Below are 22720 nucleotides of genomic sequence, written 5' to 3' on the forward strand. Positions count from 1 at the left end.
CCGACAGGAGTTATCTGACCACCGACGCGTCAAGGCCCGCATCGTCCGTGGGACACCGTGGGACATCGGGAACGCGGCCTAGCTGCGGAAACGAGGCTCCGTTCCATGTTCGCGGGTTGGGACGGCACCCGTGGTGGCTTGGTACGCCTCACGCGCGAGCTTCTCATTGTGCGGCCGCCCGAGCTTGCGCGCCAGCTCGATCGTGCGCTCGTGCAGCGCCAGCGCCTCGTCGTGGCGGCCCGCCGCGCGGCACGTCTCGGCGTACGCGGGCAGGAAGTCGATCTCCAGCTGGGCCTCGGCCAGCGGTTCCAGCAGCTCGAAGGCCTGTCGATGGTGTTCGAGCGCCTCGTCGAGCGAACCCATGACGCGCAGCGCGACACCGAGATAGTTGTGGCACCACGCCTTGTTGTGCTGAGCCTCGGCGAGCTCCAACGCCTCATGCAGCGCTCGCAGCGACTCCGCCGGGTCGTCCGGTGCCAGGGCGACACCGAGCGTGACCAGCCCGGTCATCCGGGCAGGCCCGTCGGCCAGAGCCAGTGACGCGCGGGCGAGTTCGGCGGCTTCGCTGTGCCGCCCGAGGTGGAGGGTCACCCATCCGTCGAAGGCCAGCGCCTGGGACAGTCCGGAGCGATGCCCGATCTTCTCGAACAGCAGGCGCGCCAGCCGGAACTTCGCCTGTGCCGCCTCGAAGTCGCCGAGATCCCGGTGGACGAAGCCGGTACGCAGCGCCAGCGCGCCGGCCAGCTCGTCATCGGCGACATCGGACTGTTCGGCCAGTTCGTACGCGGCGAGCGCCTCGGTGAGACGTCCGGCGGCGGCGCGGGCGAACCCGAGATCCACGAGCAGTGAGGCACGCTGCTGGTCGCGCCCGAGACGTTCGGCGGCGGCCGCGGCCGCGTCGAGCAGACGTATCTGGTCGTCGGTTCCGCGATGCCGGAAGAACCAGACGCGCATGGCCGGCGGCAGCTCAGCCACCACCTCGTCCGCGCCGAGCCGGACAGCGGCGTCGAAACAGGCGATCAGGTTGGCGTACTCGGTGTCGAACCAGGCCATGGCCTTCGCCGGATCGCCCTCCTTGCGGTGGGGCAGGGGCAGCGTCCGATCGTAGGTGGTCGCCCGCGCCAGATAGTGGCGCAAGACACGGTGTACGGCGGCATCCGCCTGTGGCTCCTCATCGGCGGCGATGTCCGCCGCGTACCGCCGGATCAGGTCGTGCAGCCGATACCGTCCGGGCGAGGGCTCCTGGACCAGATGCGCGTCCACCAGCTCTTCCAGAACCGCGTTGACGCGGTCCGGCGTCATGTCGGCGAGCGCGCCCGCCACTGCCGCGTCGAAATCGGCGCCGGGCAGCACCCCCAGCAACCGGAACACCCGGCGCTGTCCCGCGTCGAGCTGCTGCAGCGACATGCCGAACACCGAGTCGAAGCGACTGGCGCTGTCACGCAGCCGCTCGGCCAGCACCGCCACCGTCCAACCCGGCCGGTGCCGCAGCCTCGCACCCGCCATCCGCAGCGCCAACGGCAGGCCACCGCACTGCCGCAGCACCTGGGCGACCGCCTCCTCCTCGGTCAGGTCCACCCCGGCAGCCCGGCCGAACAGCGACGCCGCGTCCGCCGGAGGGAGCGCCTCCAAGGACACCGGGGGCACCCCGTCCAGGCTCACCAGCCGGTTGCGGCTGGTGACCAGCACCGCGGACTTGCCCGCACCAGGAAGGAGCGGACGTACGTGCTCCGCGTCGACCGCGTTGTCGAGCAGGACGAGTGCCCGACGCCGAGACAGCTCCGAGCGCCAGAGCGCCGCGCGTTCGACCGTGTCAGCCGGGGGATGCGCGACACCCAGGGCGCCCAGGAGCCGGCCGAGCGCGGCCGACGGCTCCAACGGCTCCTGGCCCGGAGTGAAGCCGCGCAGGTCGAGATAGAGCCCACCGTCAGGAAAGGACGGCGCGAGCCGGTGCGCCACGTGCACGGAGAGGCTGGTCTTCCCGACACCCGCCATGCCGTCGATCGCGACCGCGCCCGTGGTACGCAGCAACTCCTCGACCAGCGCCGCCTCCCTCTCGCGTCCGGTGAAGTCGGCGAGGTCGGCCGGAAGGTCGTTCCGGCGCGGGCTGGGCGCCGCGCCGGCCTTGGACGCCTCGACCCACACCGCGCGCAGCGGACGGGGATCGCGGGCCACGACCCGGCACAGCGCCACGACGGCTTCCCAGGGCGGCACCAGCCGGCCGGTCATGTACCGGGACAGGGAGGAACTGCTGAGGCCCGCCTGGCGGGCGAGGGCGCGCACGCTGAGCCCGCTCAACTCCTTGATCTGGGTGAGCTGGGCGGTCAGGTGCTCAGGTGCGCTGGACACCCGCACACGGTACCCGTCCCAGCCCGCGATCACGGAACAGAGGGTCGTTTCCGCAGCTGGGCCGCATTCCGAGTGTCCCACGCTGTCCCACGGACGGGGCGCTTCCGGACGCGCCGGTGGTCAGATGACTCCCGTCGGAACACGACCGACTCCAGCCTGGCTTCCGCCAGAACACAGCCACTGACTCCCGCCAGAACACTGCCACTGACTCCCGCCAGAACACTGCCACTGACTCCCGCCAGAACACTGCCACTGACTTCCGCCAGAACATGACCACGAAGGAGAAAGCGATGCCCACCGAACGCATGCCGAACCCGGCCACCCTGATCCCCGAGGCGATGCAGGCGCTGATGGCCGTCAACAAGGCCATCGTGGGCGCCGGAGTGGACGGGAAGTTGCTGGCGCTGTGCCACCTGCGGGCCAGTCAGATCAACGGCTGCAGCCCGTGCGTGGCCGGTGGCGCCCAGCAGCTTCGCCATCACGGCGCCACCGACGAACAGGCTCACGCCGTCGTCGCATGGCGTGAGACGCCCTGGTTCAGCGAGGAGGAACGCGCCGCGCTGGCCCTGACCGAGGCCATCACCCGGCTCGCCGACCGGCCCGACCCGGTGCCCAACGAGGTATGGGACATGGCCGCCAAGCATTTCGATCAGAAGGAGCTCGCCGCACTCGTACTCAACATCGCCATCACCAACGCTTTCAACCGCCTCAACGCGCCGACCCGCCAGCAGGCGGGCGGCAAGTGGTAAGCGCGTCGCGCGAGGTGGGAGCCCTTGGGCGGGCTCCCACCGGTCACTTCAGGGGCTAGGAAGGCGAACGACCGCGGCGCGCGGCGCGCAGGGCGTCCAGGAGGGTGCCGTCGGTGGCCAGGTGCAGGGTCGCGGTGATCGAGTAGTGGAAGTCGCCGAGGTCCTCGGCGGTCAGGTCGATCCCGTGGCGGGTCAGGAGGGGAGCCAGGTCCGCGCCGCGAATCAGCAGGTCGACGCCGTCCAGCGTGGCGGCGGCACGGACGTCGTCCGCGAAAGCACCGGAGAACGGACCGTCGAGCACCTCCTCGTCGAAGTGGACGAACGAGTTGCTCAGGTCGAAGTGCCAGGCGTACTCCTGATGGTCCTCGTCCAGGTAGACGGGGTCGGGCAGCGGCCTCGGCGTCGGGTCGGCGAGCGCGACGGGACTCGGCCAGTCAGCCGGCGGCGACGATGCGCGGTCCGGCGGGTACGCCCGCCTCCTCCAGGGTGGACAGGAGGCGTTCCATGAGGGACAGGGCGCCGGGGCTGAGCATCTGGGGGCTGTCGGCCAGCAGGATCGCGCCGCTGGGGTGGCGCAGGATGACGTGGCGCAGCGCGCCGGCCTGGGCCTGGATCTCGTCCTGCCAGGTGGCGCCGGGCGGGAGCGCGGTCAGGGCGGCGGTGCCCGGGTCGTAGGCCTGCCCGCAGACCCGGTCGGCCGTCTGGAACATCGCCCCCCTCGCCATCGTGGCGGCGCTCGCCCAGTGGCTCTGGGGCACGTGGACGAGCGCCATCCTTTTCCTGGCCGGCGTCCTCCTTCCGGAACGCATCGACGCCCTGCTCGGCATGGGCGGTCCCAGCACCGATTCCGTAACTTCGCCGGCAGCTCGGGCGCCACCTACTTCCTTGGGGCGTCACTGGCCCTGGCCCTGCTGGCCCGCACCAGGGGCGTGAAGCAGCGGGTCCTGGCAGTCGGCGTCCCGGCGCTCGGGCTGCTCATGTGGTTTCTGCGGGACAACGGCCACGGTCTGGTCGCTGTGTACGGCTTCGCGCTCACGGTCCTCATCTGGGCGGCTCGCCGTCTGATGCGACGTCCCGCTCAGGTGGGTTAGGACTCGGGCTCCACCACTTGGCCGCAGCTCCACGGGCGGTGATTCGGGCCCGCCCTTCGGCTCCGCAGGGGGTGGGTCGGGCGCGAAATACGGCGGTTCAGGCGCGCATGTTGGCGCCGCCGTCGACGGCCCACACCTGGCCGTTGATCCACTCGGCGTCGTCCGACAGCAGGAAGGCCACGGTCGCGGCCAGGTCGCTCGGGCGGCCCAGGCGGGTCGTGGGGACCATCTCCAGGAACATCTTCTGGAGGTGGACGTCGTTCTGTTCCTTCTGCGTCTCGCCCATGACGAGACCGGGCATCACGCCGTTGCAGCGCACGCCCGCGGCGCCCCAGTTCCCGGCGATGTGACGCGTGAGCGCGTTGATGGCCGACTTCGAGGCCGCGTAGGCGGGGCGCTTGCGGTCGCCGCCGCTCACGGCGGTGCCTGAGGACGTGTTGACGATGCTGCCCCCGCCGTTCGCGAGCAGGTGGGGCAGGACGGCGCGGACGGTCCGGACGTACCCGACCACGTTGACGTCCATGGTGCGCTCCCACACGTCGAGATCGGTGTCGAGCAGCGACTTGTCACGCCCGAGATTGCCCGGCGAGAGATCCGCGCCGACATTGAACAGGCCGTGCACCGCGCCGAACGCTTCCATCGTCCTGGCCACCATCGCGTTGATGGACGGCTCGTCGGCGAGGTCGAAGTGCACCGCGATCGCCGAGCCGCCCGCCTCGGTGATCTTGGCGGCGGTGGACTCCGCCCCGGGCAGGTTGATGTCGCCGACGACGACGTTGGCGCCCTCCTCGGCGAGTCTGACCGCGGTACCAGCGCCGATGCCGGTCGCTCCGCCGGCCACGATGAACGTCTTCTCCCGCAAACCGCGCATTGTGTTGTGCTCCGATCCATGCGACGTCCTGGCGTGCAGGGACGTCTGGGTGCGTGAAGTGTGTGGTCCAGCAGATGCCGGACCACACAGCAGCTAACCGTACACCTGTGTACGTTTATGCCCGCTAGGGTTGGACCGTGCGTGAAGACGGCCCACCGACGATGCGGCGTGACGCTGCCCGCAACCGAGACCGATTGCTGTCGGCGGCCCGGCAGGTGTTCGCCGAGCACGGTCATGACGTGGCGCTGGAAGAGGTCGCGCGGGTAGCCGGGGTCAGCCGCACCACCATCTACCGAAATTTCGCGACTCGTGAAGAGCTCGTGGCCACGGTCTTCGACGACAACGCCGCCCAGATCGAGCGCTATGCAGCAGAGCTGCGTGAGGTGCCCGACGGTGTGGTGAAGCTGCTTGACTTCGTGCTGGACATGCAGGTGGAGAATCGCGGCCTCGCGCAGGTCCTGGCCGGGGTGGACATGCAGTGGTTCACCGACCTCTACAGCCGCATCGCCGCTTCTTTCGAGCCGCTGCTCGAGCGAGGTCGTACGGCCGGAATCGTCCACCCGGTCATCGACATCGAGGACCTGATGCTGGCCATCTCGATGGGCGAGAGCGTCGTGGCCAGCGATGACCTGGTCCGCCGCGAGGGGCGCATCAGGCGGGTTCGGGGCATGCTGCACCGCGCCCTCTTCACCAGGTGAGGCCGAATCAGGGCTCGTTGAGGTAAGTGAGGACGGCGAGGACGCGGCGATTGCTGCCGTCGTCATCGGCGATGCCGAGCTTGCCGAACATGGAGGTCGTGTACTTGCTGATGGCGCTTTCACTGAGGAAGAGCCGCTGGCCGATCGCCTGATTGGACAGCCCTTCGGCCATGAGGCTGAGCACGGAGTGTTCGCGTTCGGTGAGTCCGCCGAGCCGCCGGGTCGAGGACCCGCGGGACAGCAGCTTGGAGATCACGGCCGGGTCCATGGCGGTCCCGCCATCGGCGACTCGGTGCAGAGCGTCGATGAACTGGTCGGCGTCGAACACGCTGTCTTTCAGGAGATAGCCGATGCCTCCGGCGCCGTCGGCCAGGAGTTCGCGAGCGTACAGCTGTTCGACGTGCTGAGAGAGGATCAGGATCGGCAGTCCGGGCAGCTCGCGACGGGCGGCGAGCGCCGCCCGCAGGCCCTCGTCCGACTGCGTCGGCGGCATGCGGACGTCGACGATGGACACATCAGGCCGCCACTTCAGCAGCGCGTCGAGCGTCTCGGGCCCGGTCGTCGCCGTCGCCACGACCTGGTGTCCGTACGCCTCGATGAGGCGGACCATCCCGTCACGCAGGAGGTAGAGGTCTTCGGCTACAACGATTCGCATGGCACCACCATCCTCACACAGGTCGGACCGCCCGCCGGGCTGGTGATCTCCAGAGTGCCGTCGAAGGCCGCGAGGCGGCGGCGTAGCCCCGCTAGTCCACCGCCGGCTGACATGTCGGCCCCACCCCGACCGTTGTCCTCGACATCCACGACGATGCCGGTGTCATCCCTGGCGATGGAGATGCGCGCCCGGGTGGCATGGGCGTGTTTGGCGGCGTTGGTCAGCAGTTCGGCGACTCCGAAGTACACGGCGGACTCGATCGGCGGGTCCAGGCGTAGCTGAAGGTCGGTGCTGACCGTCGCTTCGAGCGGGCTGTCCAGGGCGAGAGCGCGTACGGCGTCGACGAGTCCTCGCTCATTCAGCACCGGCGGGTTGATTCCCTTGACCAGCTCGCGGAGCTCGGTCAGTGACGTGGCGGCGCCGACCCGTGCTTCCCGCATCAGCGCCTTGGCCTGGTCGGGGTTGGTTTCCATCAGCTTCTCCGCGGTCGCCAGGGAGAGCCCGAGCGCGACCAGGCGGGCCTGCGCTCCGTCGTGCAGGTCCCGCTCGATCCGGCGGATCTCGGCGGCCTGCGCGATCGTGATGTCCGCGCGCTGGGCAGTCAGCTCGTCCACCCGGTCCGCCAGGGCCGTCTCGGGCGAGGCGCGCAGGAAGCGGACGGCTACCGGCTCGACGGACCGCCAGGCGTACGGGGCGGCGCCGATCGCCACGGCCAGGCCGAGCACCCCGACCAGGCGCGCGGAGAGCGCCGGCTGGGACAACCCGTGGACCGCGGCCGCGACTCCGGCCGGTGGGATCGCGCAGATCACGCCCGCGGTCATCGGCACGATCGCCGTGAACCGCAGGTCACGCCAGACGGCGGGATCGCGCCACCGGGTTCGCCACTGCAGATCCATGCGGGCGTCCCGGCTGGTGCGCTCGTAGGAGTAGCCGTTCCACCAGTGCCCGGTCGCCATCTGTGTCACCGGCCCGGCCTGCCGATATCCGGCGGGAATGTCGGTGCCCGTCCACTTCGCGACCAGGGAGCGGACCATTCGGCACACCGGGCGGGACAGGGCGAGCGTGCCGATACACGCCCATATGAACGGCGCTATCCCCGACCACGGGTTTCCGCCCCACCACCAGAACCACAGCGCCACGGCAGCGGCCCACACGGCCGGCACCAGCATGGCGACGACCACCACGACGCACGCTCGCACGAACCCCACGCAGGCGCTCGTCACCCACTGTCGCATGATTCTTCCTTCTCACTTCATGACCCTGCGCCGATCCGGCCAGTACGGCTTGGTGTCTCCACTGTGTACCGCACCCGCCCCTGGTCCCCACCAGATCGGCTGTGGAGTGGGTCTAGCCCCACTCACCTGTACGTCCAGGCCGATACCGCGCGACTCATGCGCTCCCTAACGTCGACACGACTCCAGACGACACGAGGGAAGAAGAGACATGGAAACCACCAACCATCAAGCCACCCAGCGAGCCTTCGGCAAGGCGAAGATCTTCATCGCGGCCTATGGAGCGCTCAGCACCGCGGTCCTCATCACGGTCGCCATCCTCGCGATCACCGGACACACGGTGACCTCGTTCATGTGGGGCCGATCAGCCGGAGTGCTCGCGAGCGCGGCGGTGACCTACTGGCTGACCGGCCTCGCCGCACGGGGAGCGCGAGGGGCCTTTCTCCGCGTACGCATCATCTCGATCGTCATGCCGCTCGCGATCATCGGCGTCGACCTGATCCCCGGTGTCACCACGGCGTGGTTCGCCATGCTGCAGGCCACCTGCGCGCTCGCCATCGCCGCGGTCGCCTTCATCGTCAACGGGTCCCGACTGCGCGCCGCCTTCTCCGGATGATCGTCTGGCCGGGCATTGCCGATGTCCGGTCAATGCCCTGGATCGGCGGCCAACCGCGATTGACACTTGGCCCATGAAATCGACAGTGAAGGCATTTCTCGCCGCGTCGGCATTGGCCTGCGTGGCAGTGGTGGGCACCGCGGGTACGGCGAACGCGGCCACCGGGCGGCTGACCTTGATCAGCGGCACAGCCGCCGCCACCATCGCGTACTCCACTTGTCAGAGTCCGCGGCAGTACCCGGTGCAGCAGTACGAGATCGACGCATTCGTCAACGAGCCGCTGCCCGGCTGTCAGGCCGTCCTGGTCAACCTATCGGGCACCCCGAAAGTGCTGTGCGTCGGCCGCGGGAGCGTGCCTGCCGAATTTCGCCGGTCGGCAAGCGTCACCATCCAGCCTGGCATCGCACCGGCCTGCACGTATTGAGTAGCGGTCATCAGCCGGCGTTGTGGCGAAACCAGTCGAGCGTCGCGGCGATGCCCTTGGCATGCGGGGTGACCTCGACCGGTCCGAACGTTTCGCGGAAGGCCGAGTCGTCGGCGATGAACGGGCGGTCGCGCTGATACCAGGTTTCGCCGAGTGCGCGCACGGTGGGGTTGAACAGGCCGATGAGGCGCTGCATACCCCGGCCTAGCCCGGCGGTCTTCAGCTCGCCTCCCACCTCGGCGCGCACGAGGTCGAGGAACTGGCGGCCGGTGATCGCCTCGGCGGCGGGCAGGTGCCAGGAGCGGCCGTCGGCGTCGGCGCGCTCGCCGAGGGTGACCAGCCCGGCGGCGATGTCCGGCAGGTAGGCGATGGTGTGCGGCTGGTCGAGGTCGCCGACCCAGCGGGCGGTCTTGCCGGCCAGGGCGGCGGCGAAGACGGTCGGGCCGATGGTGGTGTTGACGCCTCCGGGGCCGTAGTAGTCGGAGGCGCGCCCCATGGTCGCGCGGACGCGCCCGGACCGGTGGGCGTCGAGGATCAACTCGTCGACCTTGGCGCGGGCCCGGCCCTTGGGGTTGGTGGCGGCGTGCGGCAGGCCTTCGGTCATGTGGCCGTCGACGGGTCCGTAGACGTACAAGTTGTCGGCCATGACCAGCTTCGCCCCGGCGGCCTCCACCCCGGTCAGGATCGTACGGATGAGGCCGGGGAACTCCTCGGCCCAGCGCTCGTACTTCGGCTGCGCGCACTGGTAGACGACCGCGGCGCCCTGGCAGGCGGCGAGGGCGCCCTCAGAGGTGGTGACGTCGTGCCGGTCGACTGCCGCGCCCCGGCTGACGGCGCGGACCCGGTGGCCGCGGGCGGTGAGCTCGGCGACGACGGCCGAGCCGATCGCGCCGGTGGCGCCAAGGACGACATGCAGGTCAGACATAGTATTGATCCCCCGGAAGCCGGTTTCAAACCGTTGTTATGTAACAACGTTATGCTAATCTTGCTCCCATGGCAAGACCGAGAAACCGTGACTACGGCGAGCTTCGGCACGAACTCGTCGATGCCGGCGGCCGGCTCCTGGCCTCGGAGGGCCCGGCCGCGCTGACCACCCGCCGGGTCGCACAGGAGACGGGCGTGTCCACCACGGCCGTCTACCAGCTCTTCGGTGACAAGGCCGGACTCGTCCGCGAGATGTTCCTGGCCGGCTTCGAGCGCCTCGCCGAGGCCTTCGCCGCCGTCCCCCACACCAGCGACCCGGTCGCCGACCTGCTCGCACTCGGCCACGCTTACCGGGCCAACGCCGTGGCCAACCCGCACCTGTACGAGCTCATGTTCGGCCGGCCGATCCCCGCCTTCCAGCCCGACGCCGCCACGGCCGCGCTGATCCAGCCGACCTTCGACACTCTCGTCGCCGCCGTGGCCCGCTGCGTACAGGAAGGCGAATTCGCGCCCGGTGAGCCTTATGCCCTCGCCGTGCGGATCAACGCGCTCGCGCACGGGCTGTGCAGCCTCGACCTGCGCGGCGCCCTTGGTGGCACCGACGAGGCACGCCGCCACTGGGACGACGCCTTTGACACCATGATGCGAGGGTTGCGCGCCACCGAATAGCAAGACCGGGCGGCCCTTGTGCGGGGCCGCCCGGTCTTTTCAGGAGGGGGAGGGTGTCAGGCGATCGCCGGTTCGCCCGAGGAGCGCGGCGCGCTCACCGGAGCCTCGTCGAGCGACTGCGGGGGAGCGTTGAGCACCGCCTCGTCGAGACGACCCTCGCCGCGGGCGACGAGGACCGGCACCACCATCTGGCCCGCGACGTTGGTCGCGGTGCGGATCATGTCGAGGATCGGGTCGATGGCCAGCAGCAGGCCGACGCCCTCAAGCGGCAGGCCAAGGGTGCTCAGCGTCAGCGTGAGCATGACGATCGCGCCGGTCAGACCGGCCGTCGCGGCCGAGCCGACCACGGAGACGAACGCGATCAACAGGTACTCGCCGATCCCCAGCGGGACGTTGAACACCTGCGCCACGAAGATCGCCGCCAGCGCCGGGTAGATCGAGGCGCAGCCGTCCATCTTGGTGGTCGCGCCGAACGGCACGGCGAAGGAGGCGTAGTCGCGGTCGACGCCCAGGCGCTCGATGGTGACCTTCTGCGTCAGCGGCAGCGTGCCGACCGAGGAGCGGGAGACGAAGGCCAGCTCGATCGCGGGCCACGCGTTGCGGAAGAACGTGATGGGGTTGACCTTGCCGACCACCGCGAGCAGCGTCGGGTAGACGGCCAGCAGGACGATGAAGCAGCCGATGTAGACGCCGAGACTGAACTTGGCCAGCGGCGCGATCAGGTCCCAGCCGTACGTGGCGACCGACTTGCCGATCAGGCCGGCGGTCCCGATGGGGGCCAGGCGGATGACCCACCACAGCGCCTTCTGGACCAGTTCGAGGATGGAACGGCTGAAGGTGAGGAACGGCTCGGCCTTCTCGCCGATCGCGATGGCCGCCGCGCCGAGGACGATCCCCAGGAAGACGATCTGGAGGACGTTGAGCTCGGTGAACGCCGTCACGATGTTCGTCGGGATGATGCCGGTGAGGAAGTCGACCCAGGTGCCGACGTTCTCGGGCGCCTTCGCGCCCGCCGTGTTCAGGGTGATGCCCTGGCCCGGGTTGATGATCAGACCGAGGCCGATGCCGATGATGACGGCGATCAGCGCGGTGGCCAGGAACCAGAACAGCGTCTTGCCCGCCAGCCGGGCCGCGCCGTTGACGTTGCGGAGGTTGGCGACGCTGACCACCACGGCGGTGAACACCAGCGGCGGCACGGCCAGCTTCAGCAGCTGAACAAAGAGTTTTCCGACTTCGGTGAGCGTGGTGGCCAGCCAGGCGAGGTCCCAGATACGGGCGGCGAAGCCGAGGGCCACGCCCACGACCAGGCCCAGCAGCAACTGCAGGGAAAAAGAGAATCTCTTCACGATGAGGAAGGCTCCGAAAGACGGCATGCCTAAGAAGGCATGCGAAAGGGGGGCGGGTGAGGGGTCGGGGAATCCAGCGCTCGTCAGAGCGCGGTCAGCGACAGAGGGAGCCGGTCAGACGACAGAGATCGATGTGCAGCCGCTCAACAAGCCACACAGACAGGACGATGAACCTCACAGGACCACTTAACCGTAGTTAACAGGACACTATTCCGACTCTACGAGCGATCTATCTCACAAATCAAGCCTTTCCCGACCAGAAGTCAGGGGATGCCGCGCAGCGCCTCGCCGACCTCCAGGCGTAGCGGCCCTGATCGGTCAGCGGTGAATGGCCGCGCTTGACCTCAACCGAAGTTGAGGTTCCAGACTGAGGCTCGTAGTCGTCAAGCGAGGAAAGTGAGCAGCTGTGCGAGTTGTACGAGTGGCGGAGTTCGGCGGCCCGGAGGTCTTGCGGATCGCGACCGTGCCGGACCCGGACCCTGGGCCGGGTGAGGTCGTCGTCGACGTCGAGGCCGCCGGAGTCCTGTCGATCGACACGGTGATCCGCGGCGGGCTGGCCGGTGAGATCTTCCCGGTGCAGCTGCCCTACGTGCCGGGCGTAGGTGCGGCGGGGCGGGTCAGCGCGGTCGGCGAGGGCGTCGATCGGGAGTGGATCGGCCGGCGGGTCCTCGCCGACGTCGAGAACGGCGCGTACGCCGAGCAGATCAGCACAACGCTGGAGAACCTCATCCCGATCCCGGATGGCTTGGGGACGCGGGAAGCGTTGGCGTTGCTGCACGACGGCGCCGGGGCGATGCAGCTCTTCGACCGGGTCGACCTGCGGCCCGGCGCGACCGTGTTGGTCCAACCCGCCGCCGGCGGCCTGGGCAGCGGGCTGGTGCAGCTCGCCCACGCCGCCGGTGCCCGGGTCATCGGCGCCGCCCGTGGCGCCCGCAAGCTCAAGGCCGTCGAGGAGCTCGGCGCCGACGTGGTGGTCGACTACACCACGCCCGGCTGGCTCGACCAGGTCGGCAGGGTGGACGTGGTCTTCGACGGCGTCGGCGGGGAGCTCGGCCGGGCCGTCTTCGACCTGGTGGAGCCGGGCGGCACGTACTCCAACTACGGATTCTCCGGCGGCGGGTTCACCGAGATCGACCGTGACGAGGCGGCGCGACGCGGGGTGACCTCGATCGGTATGGAGCAGCTTGTCGAGGGCCAGCCGCATCGAAAGACGTGGGCGCGGCGAGCGCTGAAAGAGGCGGTAGCCGGCCGGATCCGTCCGCTCATCGGCCAGACGTTCCCGCTGGAACACGCCGCCGAAGCGCACGCCGCCCTCGAGAACCGCGACACCCTGGGCAAGTCCCTCCTGTTGACCTGACAGGTTTCTCGGTTGTGGTGAGCGTTGGCTAGGGCAGTAGGACCCAGAGGTCGTAACCCTCTGGGGGGTAATAGCAGGCCCAGTCCCTCCACCGACCGGCCTTCTGCCCCGCGTCTCCTGCCGCGAGGCAATAGTCGAGACGGGTGAAGTGAGCCCACTTCGTCCAGCCCGGAGGAGCCTGTACGGACTGGGTATGCCGGATGGTCGCTTGGTTGGCGGCTAATGCGGGCGTTGCCGTGGACAGTGCGGTTGCGGTAGCAGCCGCGGCCATTAATACGGCAATGGAGAGTCGAGCAGCTTTCGCGTTCACTGACGCCTCCTCAGTCGCTGTCGCCGGCTGGGTTTTGCCGGCCAGACATTTCAACCCTGGCTGTCCGCAAGGCCGTTCTCCAGGGCGTCGACAGGACATTTCCCGGACATGGAACAGCAGGGTTGGTGACAGCCGGCCCTCTGAGCGGTGTCAACCGCCGGCGGCCGATCGCCTGGTGTTCAGCTGGTCGAACCCCACCGCGACGAGGATGAGCACGCCGATGGCGATCTGCAGGTAGAAGGCGTTGATCGCCAGGAGGTTGCCGCCGTTGTTGAGTACACCCATGATCAGTGCGCCGGTGGCGGCGCCGATCGCGCTGCCCTTCGCGCCGAAGAGGCTGGCGCCGCCGATGACGCAGGCGGCGATCGCGTTGAGCTCGAAGCCGGTGCCGGCGGTGGGGATGCCCGCTCCCAGACGGGAGGCGAGCAGCACCCCGCCGAGGCCGGCGAGCAGGCCCGAGATCATGTAGACGGAGATCGTCACCAGACGGACGGGGACGCCCGCGAGGCGGGCCGACTCGGGGTTGGAGCCGACGGCGTAGATGTAGCGGCCGAAGACCGTCCGGGCGAGGACGAACCACATCACGGCGGTGACCACGGCGGCGATGATGAGCAGGTTGGGGATCCCCAGGATCGTGCCGTTGGCGATGGTCTGGAACGCGTCCGGCACACCCTGAATGGTCTGGGCGTCCGTGGTGACCAGGACCAGGCCGCGGGCGATGCCCAGCATGCCCAGCGTCGCGATGAACGGCGGCAGCAGGGCCTTGGTCACCAGCAGGCCGTTGACGATCCCGAGCACCGTGCCGATTCCCACCCCGAGCAGGATCGACGGCAGGATCGGCACACCGGCGACCAGGAACTGCGCCGTGGAGGCGCCGGACAGGCCGAGGATGGAGCCGACCGACAGGTCGATCCCGGCGGTCAGGATGACCAGGAGCTGGCCGATCGCGATGATCCCGAAGATGGCGACCTGACGGGCGAGGTTGGCCAGGTTGTTGCCGGTGAGGAACTCGTCGCTGGCGAGCGTGAGGGCGCCGATCGCCACGAGCAGGACGACGAGCCCGCCGCTCTCTCGTCCGGCGATGTCACCCAGCGTGACGACCCGCCGCTTCGGCTCGGCCGTCGGCTCGGGCGCCTGCCTGGGTTGCGGCACCGTCTCCAGCGCCGCCGCGTCGTCCGCCGCGCCGCCGGGCGGCCTGTTGGTGATCGTCGTGGTCTCGATCGGCTCGCGCCAGACCAGCTTAGGCATCTCGGCTCACCCCTCCTGGGTCATCTCCGCCGCTCTGGAGCTCGCTCTTCGGAAGCTCGCCGCTCTGGAGCTCACCGTCCGGGAGCTCACCGTCCGGGAGGTCGGTGCCCCCGGCGCCGCTGGCCAGGCGGAGGACGTCCTCCTCAGTGGCGGTTCCGGGAAGTTCGCCCGCGACCGCGCCGTCCCGCAGCACGAGGATGCGATCGGCGAGCCCCAGTAGCTCCGGCAGGTACGACGAGACCACGATGATCCCCAGCCCGTCGCCCGCCAGGTCACCGATGACGTTGTAGAGCTCGCCCTTGGCCCCCACGTCGATGCCCTTCGTGGGCTCGTCGAACATCAGCACCTTCGGCTTGGTGAGCAGCCATCGGGCGAGCAGCACCTTCTGCTGGTTGCCGCCGGACAGCGTCGACACCGGCTGGTCGTACGAACCGGCGCGCAGCCGCAGGCTGTCGAGCAGCCGGTCGGCCTCCTCGGTCTGTTCGCGGCCGGGAAGGAGCCCTCGGCGAGAGCCGCTGCGCAGGCTCGCGATGGTGACGTTCTCCCGGATCGACAGCTCCGGCAGCAGCCCCAGCACCTTGCGGTCCTCGGTGAGGAGCCCTACCCCGGCGTTCATCATCGTGCGCGGCCCGGACGGTTTCACCGACTTGCCCCTGACCTCCACCTCACCGGCCACGATGGGAGCGGCGCCGAAGATGGACAGCAGCAGCCCGCTCCGCCCCGCCCCCAGCAGCCCGCCGATGCCGAGGATCTCGCCCTCCCCGACGTGCAGGTCGATGCTCGGCGAGCGGTCGAACCGGCGCAGGCCCCGGACCCGCAGCGCGGGCGTCCCCGCGTGCCGGTGGGTCTCCGGATAGAGCGAGCTGATCTCCCGGCCGACCATCGCGGTGATCAGCCGGTCCTCGTCGTACCCGCTGATCGGCCCGGCCTCGGACAGGCCCCCGTCCCGCAGGACGGTCACCCAGTCGCCGATCTCGAACATCTCCTCAAGCCGGTGCGTCACGTACAGCATCGCTATGCCGCGCTTGCGCAGCCGCAGGATGTGCTGGAGGAGGCGCTCCGACTCCGCCTCGGTGAGCGCCGTGGTCGGCTCGTCGAAGACGATCACCTTGACGGAGTCCGCGGTCAGCACCTTGGCGATCTCCACGAGCTGGCGGGTGGCCGCCGGAAGGCGTTCCACGATCGCGTGCGGACTGAGCTCCGTCAGGCCGACCTCGTCGAGGGCCTTCCTGGCGCGGGTTTCCAGCTGGTTCCTGGCGATGATCCCGGTCCGTGCCGGAAGGCGGCCCATGAACAGGTTCTCCGCGACCGACAGGTGGGGGAGCAGGCTGAGCTCCTGGTAGACGGCCTGGACGCCGGCCGCGCGTACCGATGCCTGGGTCGGCGCGGTGACCGGGCGGCCGTCGATCTCGTAGCTGCCGCTGTCGCGGCGCAGCGCACCCGTCAGCACCCGGATCAGGGTCGACTTCCCCGCGCCGTTCTCCCCGGCCAGGCAGTTCACCTGGCCGGGGACCAGGCGGAGCGAGACGTCGCTCAGGGCCTGGACGGGGCCGAACGCCTTGGAGACGCCGTGCAGCTCGACGACCGGCGCGGTCATCATTCCGCCTTCATCGTCGGCGGGTGGAGCAGCTGCTTCACATCCGGCGCCGTCATGTTTCCCTTGTCGGCCACGACCGCTCCGGGGTCGATGTCACGCGGCGGGATGCGCTTGACCGTGGCCATCCCGGCCGCCAGGACACCCTGGTAACCGAAGAAGTACGGGTTCTGCACCACCAGCGCGTCGATCGTGCCGGCGGCGAGCGCGGCGTTCTCCTGCGGGTCGGAGTCGAAGGCCACGACGGGGACGGTCGCGGCGGCGTGGTTGTCCTGGATCGCCCGAGCCGCGCCGACACCTGAGGTGTTGTTGTCGGCGAAGACCCCCGCCAGGTTCGGGTTGGCGGTCAGCGCGTCGTTGACCTGCGACGCCGCGGTGTTGATGTCATTGTTGTTGAAGCGCTGCAGCCCCACCTTGACCTGCGGGCAGTTGTTCGTGATGCCCTGCTTGAAGCCGGCGTCCCGATCGACGAGTGACTGGATGCCGGCCACCGAGGACTCGATCATGACGGTGCCGCTCGTCTTGTTCTGCGCTTTGAGCAGCTCGCACATGCGCTTGCCCGCCTGGGTCCCGGCCTTGACGTTGTCGGTGCCGATGAACCCCTCCGAGGGGGTGGTCACGCGGCTGTCCACGGTGATGACCTTGAGCCCCGCCTTGCGCGCCCGGTCGATCGCCGAGTTCAGGGCGCTGGAGGAGTTGGGCGCGATGACCAGCCCGTCAACGCCCCGGGAGATGGAGTTCTCGACCAGTTGTACCTGCTGGTCGATGTTCGTCTCGGAGGTCGGGCCGAACGTGCTCACGTTGAGCCCGAAATCCCCGCCCGACTGCTTCGCCCCGGCGATCATCGTCTGCCAGAACGAGGAGTCGCTCGCCTTGATGATCACATCGATTTTCTTGCCGCTCGCCAGCCCGCCCGCGCCGCCGCCCGCGGCGTGTCCGGCCGTACTTGTCGCCCGGCCTCCCACCACCCCGAGTACCAGCGCCACCAGCGCGATCGCCGCGACCAGCGAGAGCGAGAAAACGATTCGAGAACTAGCCATGACGGCCCCCTGAAAGGTGTCTCAGGCGGCAGTCGCTCTCGGTCGTAGCGCCCCCGAGAACACCCTTCCAGCAAAACCTGGGAATTCACTGGTTCGAAACTAGTAAAGAGAAAAGAACTCATTACTCGCATCCGCCAACCGCCGCGCGGCTGAGCACCACAGCGGCGGTGGCCTAGCGACTACAGCAGGATGCGTCGGTGCCCCGCGTACTGGCGAGGACGCTGGACCCTGGCGAGTTCGCGCAGGGCGCGCGACGCACCGCTCCGCCTGGCCAGGGCGAGTGCCTGACGGGCCGCCTCGGCCGAGCGCTCCCTGTCATGGGCGTCAGCGTACGCGTGGGCCATGCGGGCCAGGGCGTAGGCGACGGCGTACGTCGGCTGCGCCTTCGGCGGTCCCAGCTCCAGGATCTCGATCGCGCCACCGGCCTGACCGAGGTCGATGAGGCACCCGGCGCACAGCGCGTTGTGCGCCTCGGCCGAGCAGTCGAACCGGTAGGGCGGGTCCTCGCCCGGTTCCTCCAGCGACTGCGCCGACTCCTCCAGGCGGCGATGGCACATGTCGACGTCGCCGGCCAGGGCGTGGCCTTGCGCTTCGTGATGCCGGCACAAGGCGTCCATTCGCGGCGGAAGTTCGGCGCGTTCGCGGGCCGCGATGGCGAGGTCCACGAGCCGGCCGGGATCGCCGGCGGTGTCGGAAAGACCGCCCCGCTGGGCGAGCGTGTACGCCTCCAGCAGCGCGTCCGCCGTTCCACGGGCGTCGCGGATGGCCTCGTCCGACCAGGTCAGCGCCCCGTCGGGGTCGCCGGCCTCGTGGTGCATGCGGCTGATCAGCTCGGCGTTCTCCGCGGCGAGCGCCAGGAAGGCCCGCCTGACCGGCGTACTGGCGTCGCGGTGGAACTCCTCGATCCCGGCGAAGACCGGCCGCAGCGCGTTGATCAGGTCGGCGGGGCGGAGGTCGGTCCGGGAGTAGGCGTCGAGGAGGGTCCTGAAGTAACGGACCGTCCCGTCATCGGCGCGCTGGGGCGCCTCGATCGCCCGGCCGGTACGCTCCTCCTCCTCGGCACTGAACATCCCCGACTGGAGCGGGATGTTCGTGACGTAGTGCCACCGAGTGGTGCCGGCCGCGTCCCCGACGAACAGGTCCGCCTCGTCCACGCCGAACGCCCGGCAGAGCAGCTCCGCGTGCGACTCGTCGAGCCGCCGCTCTCCGGTCTCCCACAGTCGGATCATCGAGCTGAGCGCCTCCGGTGCGGGCAGCTGATCACGCGTCGTCTCGTCCGCCGCGTCGGCCAGCCGTCTCCCGAGCTCGTCGCGGCTCCACAGCCGTCCACGGCGCAGGACCCTCAGGCGTGCGGCCCAGATCGGAACATCGATGTCAGCCATTGGCGTTCCTTCAGCGTCCGAGTGATTTGTCTCTATTGTCCGTTTCCTTGGGCTGTCTCGTTAATCCTGAATCGGTAGATCAGCCTGTTGACCTGGGCGGATGGCCGCCCCCACGGGTGATGTCACATGGCGGTCCAAAGCCGGAAACCTCCGCGCAACCCTTGACACGCCAATCCGCCACCCAGCACGCTTGTCGGGAAATGAAAAGACTTTTCACACAGTGAAAAGCATTGGAAGGCGGCCACACCCCCATGAGCCACGAACCCGCGCTCGCCCAGCACCCTCCCGGCCATCCGGAACCAGCGGCGCCGTCCGCTGACGCCCGGCTGAGAACCGGGGCGCAGGCCGCCCTCGTGGCCCTCTCGGTCTATGTCGCGATCGAGTCCCTGAGCCTGGGTCTGTGGTCCTCGTTCGGCCCCGGGGCGGGGTTCTTCCCGTTCGTGCTGGGTGTGGCGCTCGGGGTGCTGAGCGTCGCGTGGTTCTTCCAGTCGATCCGCGCGGGGCGCGCCGACGCCGCGCCGGGCGACCGGACCGATGTCCGGCACGCCGTCGCCGTGCTGGTCAGCCTCGTGGTCCTGGCGGCGGTCATGGACCTGCTCGGCTACCAGATCAGCATGTTCCTGTTCCTCATGTTCCATCTCAAATGGCGGGCGGGACGAAGCTGGGCGCTGTCGCTGGTGCTCGCCCTGGTGAGCAGCGCGGGCGTCTTCTACGGCTCGCCGCCCTCGGCTCGTTCGTGGGCGGCACCGTCGCCACGGCGGGGCTCGTCGTCGCGGCCAAGCCGCTCGGCGACCTGGGCCTGCGGATCGGGCCGCCGGAGTTCTTCGCCCTCATGGTGCTCGGCATCTCGCTGCTCGTCGCGCTCGCGGGCCGCTCCATGACCAAGGCGCTCATCTCCGGCGTGCTGGGCCTGCTGATCGCCATGGTCGGCATCGACCCCGTGGGCGGGGCGCCCAGGTTCACCTTCGGCAGCGATCGGCTGCTCGACGGCATCAACTTCGTCGCCGTCATCATCGGGCTCTTCGGACTGTCGGAGATCCTCGGCGCGGCCAAGGGCGGCACCGCCAAGGCGGTGGCGCCAGGGCTGCGGGCGCTCCTGCCCGGCCGTACGGACCTGCGGCGCAGCGTGCCGGCGATCGCCAGAGGCACCGGCATCGGATTCGCGCTCGGGTTGATCCCGGGGATGACCGGCTCGGTCTCCTCGCTGCTCGCCTACGGCGCGGAGCGGAAGTTCGGCAGGCACCGCGCCGAGCTGGGATCGGGCGCGGTGGAGGGCGTCGCGGGCCCGGAGACGGCGAACAACGCCCACGCGAACGGCGCGCTCGTGCCGCTGTTCACGCTCGGCATCCCGGCCTCGCCGACGATCGCCGTGCTCATGGGCGCCTTCCTGCAGCAAGGGCTGACGCCTGGTCCTACGTTGTTCGCCGAGCACGCGGACGTCGCCTGGGGGATCATCGCCAGCCTGTTCGTCGGCAACGTCATCCTGCTGGTGCTGAACGTGCCGCTGGTCGGGGTGTGGACGTCCATCCTGCGTATCCCGTATCCGGTGCTGACCGCGATGATCCTCACCTTCATGGTGGTGGGCGCGTACACGATCAACTTCACCGTCTTCGACGTTTTCGTGATGGTCGCCTTCGGGCTGCTCGGCCTCGCGCTGCGCCGCCTGGACATCCCCCTCGCGCCCCTGGTGCTGACCCTCGTGCTCGGGCCCCTCATGGAACGTTCCCTGCGCGAGTCGCTGGAGCTGTCCCAGGGCGACTTCACCGTCTTCCTCACCCGTCCGATCAGTGTCGTGCTGCTGGTGGTCGCGCTCGTCATCGCGGCGAGCCCGCTGCTGCGACTGCGTAAGCCCGCTGCGCTGGCCGAAGATCCCGAAGCCTGACCAGAACGTCACCCCCCAAGAAAGAGGAGCCATCGTGAGACTCAAGTTCGCAGTCATGGCCGTAGCCGTGACGACAGCGCTCGCCGCATGCGGTGCCCAGCAGGCCGGCGGGGCCGCGGGCGCCTGGCCGCGCAAGGGGAAGCCGATCACGCTGATCGTCTCCTTCGCGCCCGGCGCGGCAGTCGACGCGGCGGCCCGCGTGGTCGCGCCCATGCTGGAGAAGGAGCTGGGTGCGAACGTCGAGGTGCTCAACCGGCCGGGCGCCGGTGGCCAGATCGGCTACACCGCGCTCAGCAAGGCCAAGGCCGACGGCTACACCATCGGCGCCACCGGCTCGCCGTCCATCGTCGTCTCGCCCCTTGACCCGAGCCGGGGCGCCACCTACACACGGCAGAGCTTCCAGCCGCTCGGCATGCAGGCCCTCGACCCGATGCTCGTCGGGGCCGCCTTCCTGGGCAAGCACGTCGGCGCTTACGTCGGCAACGTCAGTGACGTCAAGCCCCTCGTCGCCCAGGGCAAGATCAAGGTGCTCGGCGTCATGTCGGGGCAGCGCAGCCCGTTCCTGCCGGATGTCCCCACCTTCGCCGAGCAGGGGTACCAGATCGAGCAGGCGACCGCCCGCGGCTACGCGGCTCCGGCGGGGGTGCCCGCCGAGGTGCGTACCAAGATCGAGGCGGCGTTGAAGAAGGCCATCGAGGATCCGGCGGTCGTCGCCAAGATGAAGGATCTCGGCCTGGGCACCGTCTACAAGTCCGGTCAGGAGTACGCCACGTACTGGACCGAGCAGGAAACCACCATCAAGCAGACCCTTCCCCTTGTCCGCAATGAAAAAGGCTGAGAGGCAATGAACATGAGTGAACCCTCCGTGCTGAGCAGGCTCGCCGCCCTGCCCACCGCCAACATCGGCGATGCGATGGAGCGCCTCGGCATCCTCGACTCCCGGATCCGCCCGGTCTGGCCCGGCGCCCGCGTGGCCGGGTACGCCTTCACCGTATGGACCCGGTCGGGTGACAACGCGCTCATCCACCAGGCGCTCGAGGTCGTCGGGGCGGGCGACGTCATCGTGGTCAACGGCGGTGGTGACGAGTCCAGGGCGCTGATCGGCGAGCTGATCGGCCAGCGGGCCAAGAACAGCGGCGTGGCCGGATTCGTCATCGACGGAGCCGTCAGGGACGCCGAAGGGCTCGGCGAGATGGGCATGCCGGTCTTCGCCCGAGCGGTGACGCCCGCGGAGCCGTACAAGAACGGACCTGGTCATCTCGGCCGGACGATCGCGGTCGGCGGCGTCGCCGTCGCACCCGGAGACCTGATCCTCGGGGACGCCGATGGCGTGGTGGTGGTTCCGCTCGCCGAGGCCGAGCGGGTCGCGCAGGCGGCGGAGGCGGTCTTCAGCCTCGAGGAGGGCAAACGGGCTGCCATCCTTGAATCCGAGTGACAGCGAATCCGAGTGACAGCGAATCCGCGTGACAACCGTTCTCCTAGGGCGAGGGAGTTCCGCCGATGGCAGCCGTGCAGCCACAGCCGTCCATGCGCTCGGTCGAGCGCGCGTTCGACGTGATCGAGGTGCTGGAGCAGAGCGACAAGCCGATGCGGCTCTCGGACGTCGCGCGGCGGGCCGGTCTGTCCCCGGCCACCACGCTGCGCCTGCTCGGGGTGCTTCAGCGGCGCGGGTTCGTGGTCGCCGAGCAGCAGGCCTACCACCTCGGCCCGGCCACGCTCGCCGCCGCCCACAGCTTCCTCGTCACCGACAGCCTGAGCCGCGCCGCCACGCCGGTGCTGCAGGAACTGGCCGCCACCACCGGCCTGACCGCGACCCTGCACATCAGATCAGGCCTGGAGCGCATCGTCATCGCCCGGGTCGACGGCGCCGATCCGCTGCGTTACCAGCTCCCCATCGGCCAGCGGCTCCCGCTGCATCTCGGCGCGGGCAAGGTGCTCGCGGCGGCCATGCCCGAGGAAGAGCTCGAGGCCCTGATGTCAGCGGTACGCGACCTGAGCACCGCGGGCGGCAAGCCCGTGAGCGAGGCGGACCTGCGTGCCGAGCTGGCGCTGATCAGGGAGCGCGGCTACCACGTCTCCGCCGACGAGCGCGTGGTGGGCTCCTCGGGCGTGAGCGCGCCCGTGCCGCGCCCGGACGGCCAGGTCATGGCCACGGTGGGCATTTCCGGCCCCGCCGAACGCCACCCCGAGAGCGAAATGCTGAGCATCGTGCCCGAACTGCTCCGCGCCGCCGCCGCGCTCGGCCGTGCGCGTGACCTCTGACGATCTCTTTTTCGTTAACCT

At 69.5% G+C, this 22720-nt stretch carries 24 protein-coding genes and 1 pseudogene; 12 read left to right on the forward strand and 13 right to left on the reverse strand.

Annotated elements, in window-relative coordinates; all coding sequences use genetic code 11:
* Positions 1 to 78 precede the first annotated feature (78 nt).
* Positions 79 to 2349 carry a helix-turn-helix domain-containing protein gene (locus tag AB0L53_RS47425; RefSeq protein WP_364009789.1) on the reverse strand — a complete coding sequence of 757 codons (2271 nt, stop codon included), beginning with the start codon at positions 2347 to 2349 and terminating at the stop codon, positions 79 to 81.
* A 290-nt stretch (positions 2350 to 2639) separates the two neighbouring features.
* Between AB0L53_RS47425 and AB0L53_RS47430 the strand changes: the two genes are divergently transcribed.
* The gene (locus AB0L53_RS47430; protein WP_357941693.1) at positions 2640 to 3098 is read left to right on the forward strand and encodes a carboxymuconolactone decarboxylase family protein; all 459 of its coding nucleotides are present in this window, start codon (positions 2640 to 2642) and stop codon (positions 3096 to 3098) included.
* Positions 3099 to 3153: 55 nt separating this feature from the next.
* Here the strand turns inward: AB0L53_RS47430 and AB0L53_RS47435 are convergent, their stop codons facing one another.
* Positions 3154 to 3399: a hypothetical protein gene (locus tag AB0L53_RS47435; RefSeq protein ID WP_364009792.1), complete on the reverse strand. Its 246-nt coding sequence runs from the start codon at positions 3397 to 3399 to the stop codon at positions 3154 to 3156.
* Positions 3400 to 3532: 133 nt separating this feature from the next.
* The gene (locus tag AB0L53_RS47440; protein WP_364009795.1) at positions 3533 to 3871 is read right to left on the reverse strand and encodes a TetR/AcrR family transcriptional regulator C-terminal domain-containing protein; all 339 of its coding nucleotides are present in this window, start codon (positions 3869 to 3871) and stop codon (positions 3533 to 3535) included.
* 156 nt (positions 3872 to 4027) lie between these two features.
* Between AB0L53_RS47440 and AB0L53_RS47445 the strand changes: the two genes are divergently transcribed.
* Positions 4028 to 4189: a hypothetical protein gene (locus AB0L53_RS47445; RefSeq protein ID WP_364009798.1), complete on the forward strand. Its 162-nt coding sequence runs from the start codon at positions 4028 to 4030 to the stop codon at positions 4187 to 4189.
* 97 nt (positions 4190 to 4286) lie between these two features.
* Here the strand turns inward: AB0L53_RS47445 and AB0L53_RS47450 are convergent, their stop codons facing one another.
* The gene (locus AB0L53_RS47450) at positions 4287 to 5051 is read right to left on the reverse strand and encodes an SDR family oxidoreductase (protein ID WP_364009801.1); all 765 of its coding nucleotides are present in this window, start codon (positions 5049 to 5051) and stop codon (positions 4287 to 4289) included.
* 146 nt (positions 5052 to 5197) lie between these two features.
* Here AB0L53_RS47450 and AB0L53_RS47455 point away from each other — a divergent pair, with 146 nt between their 5' ends.
* Complete coding sequence (locus tag AB0L53_RS47455) at positions 5198 to 5758, forward strand: helix-turn-helix domain-containing protein (RefSeq protein ID WP_364009804.1); 561 nt, start codon at positions 5198 to 5200, stop codon at positions 5756 to 5758.
* A gap of 7 nt (positions 5759 to 5765) precedes the next feature.
* Here the strand turns inward: AB0L53_RS47455 and AB0L53_RS47460 are convergent, their stop codons facing one another.
* Both AB0L53_RS47460 and AB0L53_RS47465 read right to left on the reverse strand, forming a co-directional pair.
* Positions 5766 to 6413, reverse strand: a complete 648-nt coding sequence (locus AB0L53_RS47460; protein ID WP_364009806.1) for a response regulator transcription factor — start codon at positions 6411 to 6413, stop codon at positions 5766 to 5768.
* Positions 6398 to 7648 (reverse strand): sensor histidine kinase, encoded by a 1251-nt coding sequence (locus AB0L53_RS47465; protein ID WP_364009809.1) that lies wholly within the window; start codon positions 7646 to 7648, stop codon positions 6398 to 6400. The genes AB0L53_RS47460 and AB0L53_RS47465 overlap by 16 nt, the downstream gene beginning before the upstream one ends.
* 208 nt (positions 7649 to 7856) lie before the next feature.
* On the opposite strand from AB0L53_RS47465, the gene AB0L53_RS47470 reads away from it, so the two are divergent.
* Together AB0L53_RS47470 and AB0L53_RS47475 are read left to right on the forward strand one after the other, a co-directional pair.
* Entirely contained in the window at positions 7857 to 8261 is a 405-nt protein-coding gene (locus tag AB0L53_RS47470) for a hypothetical protein (RefSeq protein WP_364009812.1), read from the forward strand.
* Positions 8262 to 8334: 73 nt separating this feature from the next.
* Positions 8335 to 8685 (forward strand): hypothetical protein, encoded by a 351-nt coding sequence (locus tag AB0L53_RS47475; protein ID WP_364009815.1) that lies wholly within the window; start codon positions 8335 to 8337, stop codon positions 8683 to 8685.
* A 10-nt stretch (positions 8686 to 8695) separates the two neighbouring features.
* Here AB0L53_RS47475 and AB0L53_RS47480 read toward each other — a convergent pair whose 3' ends face one another.
* On the reverse strand, positions 8696 to 9610 hold the full coding sequence (locus AB0L53_RS47480) for an NAD-dependent epimerase/dehydratase family protein (protein WP_364009818.1): 915 nt from the start codon (positions 9608 to 9610) through the stop codon (positions 8696 to 8698).
* A 68-nt stretch (positions 9611 to 9678) separates the two neighbouring features.
* Between AB0L53_RS47480 and AB0L53_RS47485 the strand changes: the two genes are divergently transcribed.
* Positions 9679 to 10278 (forward strand): TetR/AcrR family transcriptional regulator, encoded by a 600-nt coding sequence (locus AB0L53_RS47485; RefSeq protein WP_364009821.1) that lies wholly within the window; start codon positions 9679 to 9681, stop codon positions 10276 to 10278.
* A gap of 56 nt (positions 10279 to 10334) precedes the next feature.
* On the opposite strand, the gene AB0L53_RS47490 is transcribed toward AB0L53_RS47485, so the two are convergent.
* Positions 10335 to 11624 carry a dicarboxylate/amino acid:cation symporter gene (locus AB0L53_RS47490; protein ID WP_364009824.1) on the reverse strand — a complete coding sequence of 430 codons (1290 nt, stop codon included), beginning with the start codon at positions 11622 to 11624 and terminating at the stop codon, positions 10335 to 10337.
* A gap of 94 nt (positions 11625 to 11718) precedes the next feature.
* Positions 11719 to 11802: a putative leader peptide gene (locus AB0L53_RS47495; RefSeq protein ID WP_357943094.1), complete on the reverse strand. Its 84-nt coding sequence runs from the start codon at positions 11800 to 11802 to the stop codon at positions 11719 to 11721.
* 228 nt (positions 11803 to 12030) lie between these two features.
* Between AB0L53_RS47495 and AB0L53_RS47500 the strand changes: the two genes are divergently transcribed.
* Positions 12031 to 12981: a zinc-binding dehydrogenase gene (locus AB0L53_RS47500; RefSeq protein ID WP_364009827.1), complete on the forward strand. Its 951-nt coding sequence runs from the start codon at positions 12031 to 12033 to the stop codon at positions 12979 to 12981.
* Between the two features lie 460 nt (positions 12982 to 13441).
* Here the strand turns inward: AB0L53_RS47500 and AB0L53_RS47505 are convergent, their stop codons facing one another.
* The 4 genes from AB0L53_RS47505 to AB0L53_RS47520 form a co-directional block, all read right to left on the reverse strand.
* On the reverse strand, positions 13442 to 14539 hold the full coding sequence (locus AB0L53_RS47505) for an ABC transporter permease (protein WP_364009830.1): 1098 nt from the start codon (positions 14537 to 14539) through the stop codon (positions 13442 to 13444).
* A complete protein-coding gene (locus AB0L53_RS47510; protein ID WP_364009833.1) occupies positions 14532 to 16139 on the reverse strand; it encodes a sugar ABC transporter ATP-binding protein in 1608 nt (535 codons plus the stop codon). The genes AB0L53_RS47505 and AB0L53_RS47510 overlap by 8 nt, the downstream gene beginning before the upstream one ends.
* Entirely contained in the window at positions 16136 to 17173 is a 1038-nt protein-coding gene (locus tag AB0L53_RS47515; protein WP_358425698.1) for an ABC transporter substrate-binding protein, read from the reverse strand. Before AB0L53_RS47515 ends, AB0L53_RS47510 begins: the two co-directional genes overlap by 4 nt.
* A 179-nt stretch (positions 17174 to 17352) precedes the next feature.
* Positions 17353 to 18555 carry a hypothetical protein gene (locus AB0L53_RS47520; protein ID WP_364009836.1) on the reverse strand — a complete coding sequence of 401 codons (1203 nt, stop codon included), beginning with the start codon at positions 18553 to 18555 and terminating at the stop codon, positions 17353 to 17355.
* A gap of 251 nt (positions 18556 to 18806) precedes the next feature.
* Between AB0L53_RS47520 and AB0L53_RS47525 the strand changes: the two are divergent.
* From AB0L53_RS47525 to AB0L53_RS47545, 5 genes and pseudogenes are all read left to right on the forward strand, one after another.
* Positions 18807 to 19256 (forward strand): annotated as a pseudogene (locus AB0L53_RS47525) (tripartite tricarboxylate transporter TctB family protein); the annotation flags it as partial.
* Between the two features lie 35 nt (positions 19257 to 19291).
* Positions 19292 to 20437 (forward strand): tripartite tricarboxylate transporter permease, encoded by a 1146-nt coding sequence (locus tag AB0L53_RS47530; RefSeq protein ID WP_364009838.1) that lies wholly within the window; start codon positions 19292 to 19294, stop codon positions 20435 to 20437.
* A 34-nt stretch (positions 20438 to 20471) separates the two neighbouring features.
* Positions 20472 to 21275: a tripartite tricarboxylate transporter substrate binding protein gene (locus tag AB0L53_RS47535; RefSeq protein WP_364009841.1), complete on the forward strand. Its 804-nt coding sequence runs from the start codon at positions 20472 to 20474 to the stop codon at positions 21273 to 21275.
* A 12-nt stretch (positions 21276 to 21287) separates the two neighbouring features.
* Positions 21288 to 21872 (forward strand): methyltransferase, encoded by a 585-nt coding sequence (locus tag AB0L53_RS47540; protein WP_364009843.1) that lies wholly within the window; start codon positions 21288 to 21290, stop codon positions 21870 to 21872.
* A gap of 65 nt (positions 21873 to 21937) precedes the next feature.
* Complete coding sequence (locus AB0L53_RS47545) at positions 21938 to 22699, forward strand: IclR family transcriptional regulator (RefSeq protein WP_364009846.1); 762 nt, start codon at positions 21938 to 21940, stop codon at positions 22697 to 22699.
* The last annotated feature ends 21 nt before the right edge of the window (positions 22700 to 22720 follow it).

It is taken from the genome of Nonomuraea sp. NPDC052129 (assembly GCF_040680095.1).
In the GTDB taxonomy this organism is placed as follows: Bacteria; Actinomycetota; Actinomycetes; order Streptosporangiales; family Streptosporangiaceae; genus Nonomuraea.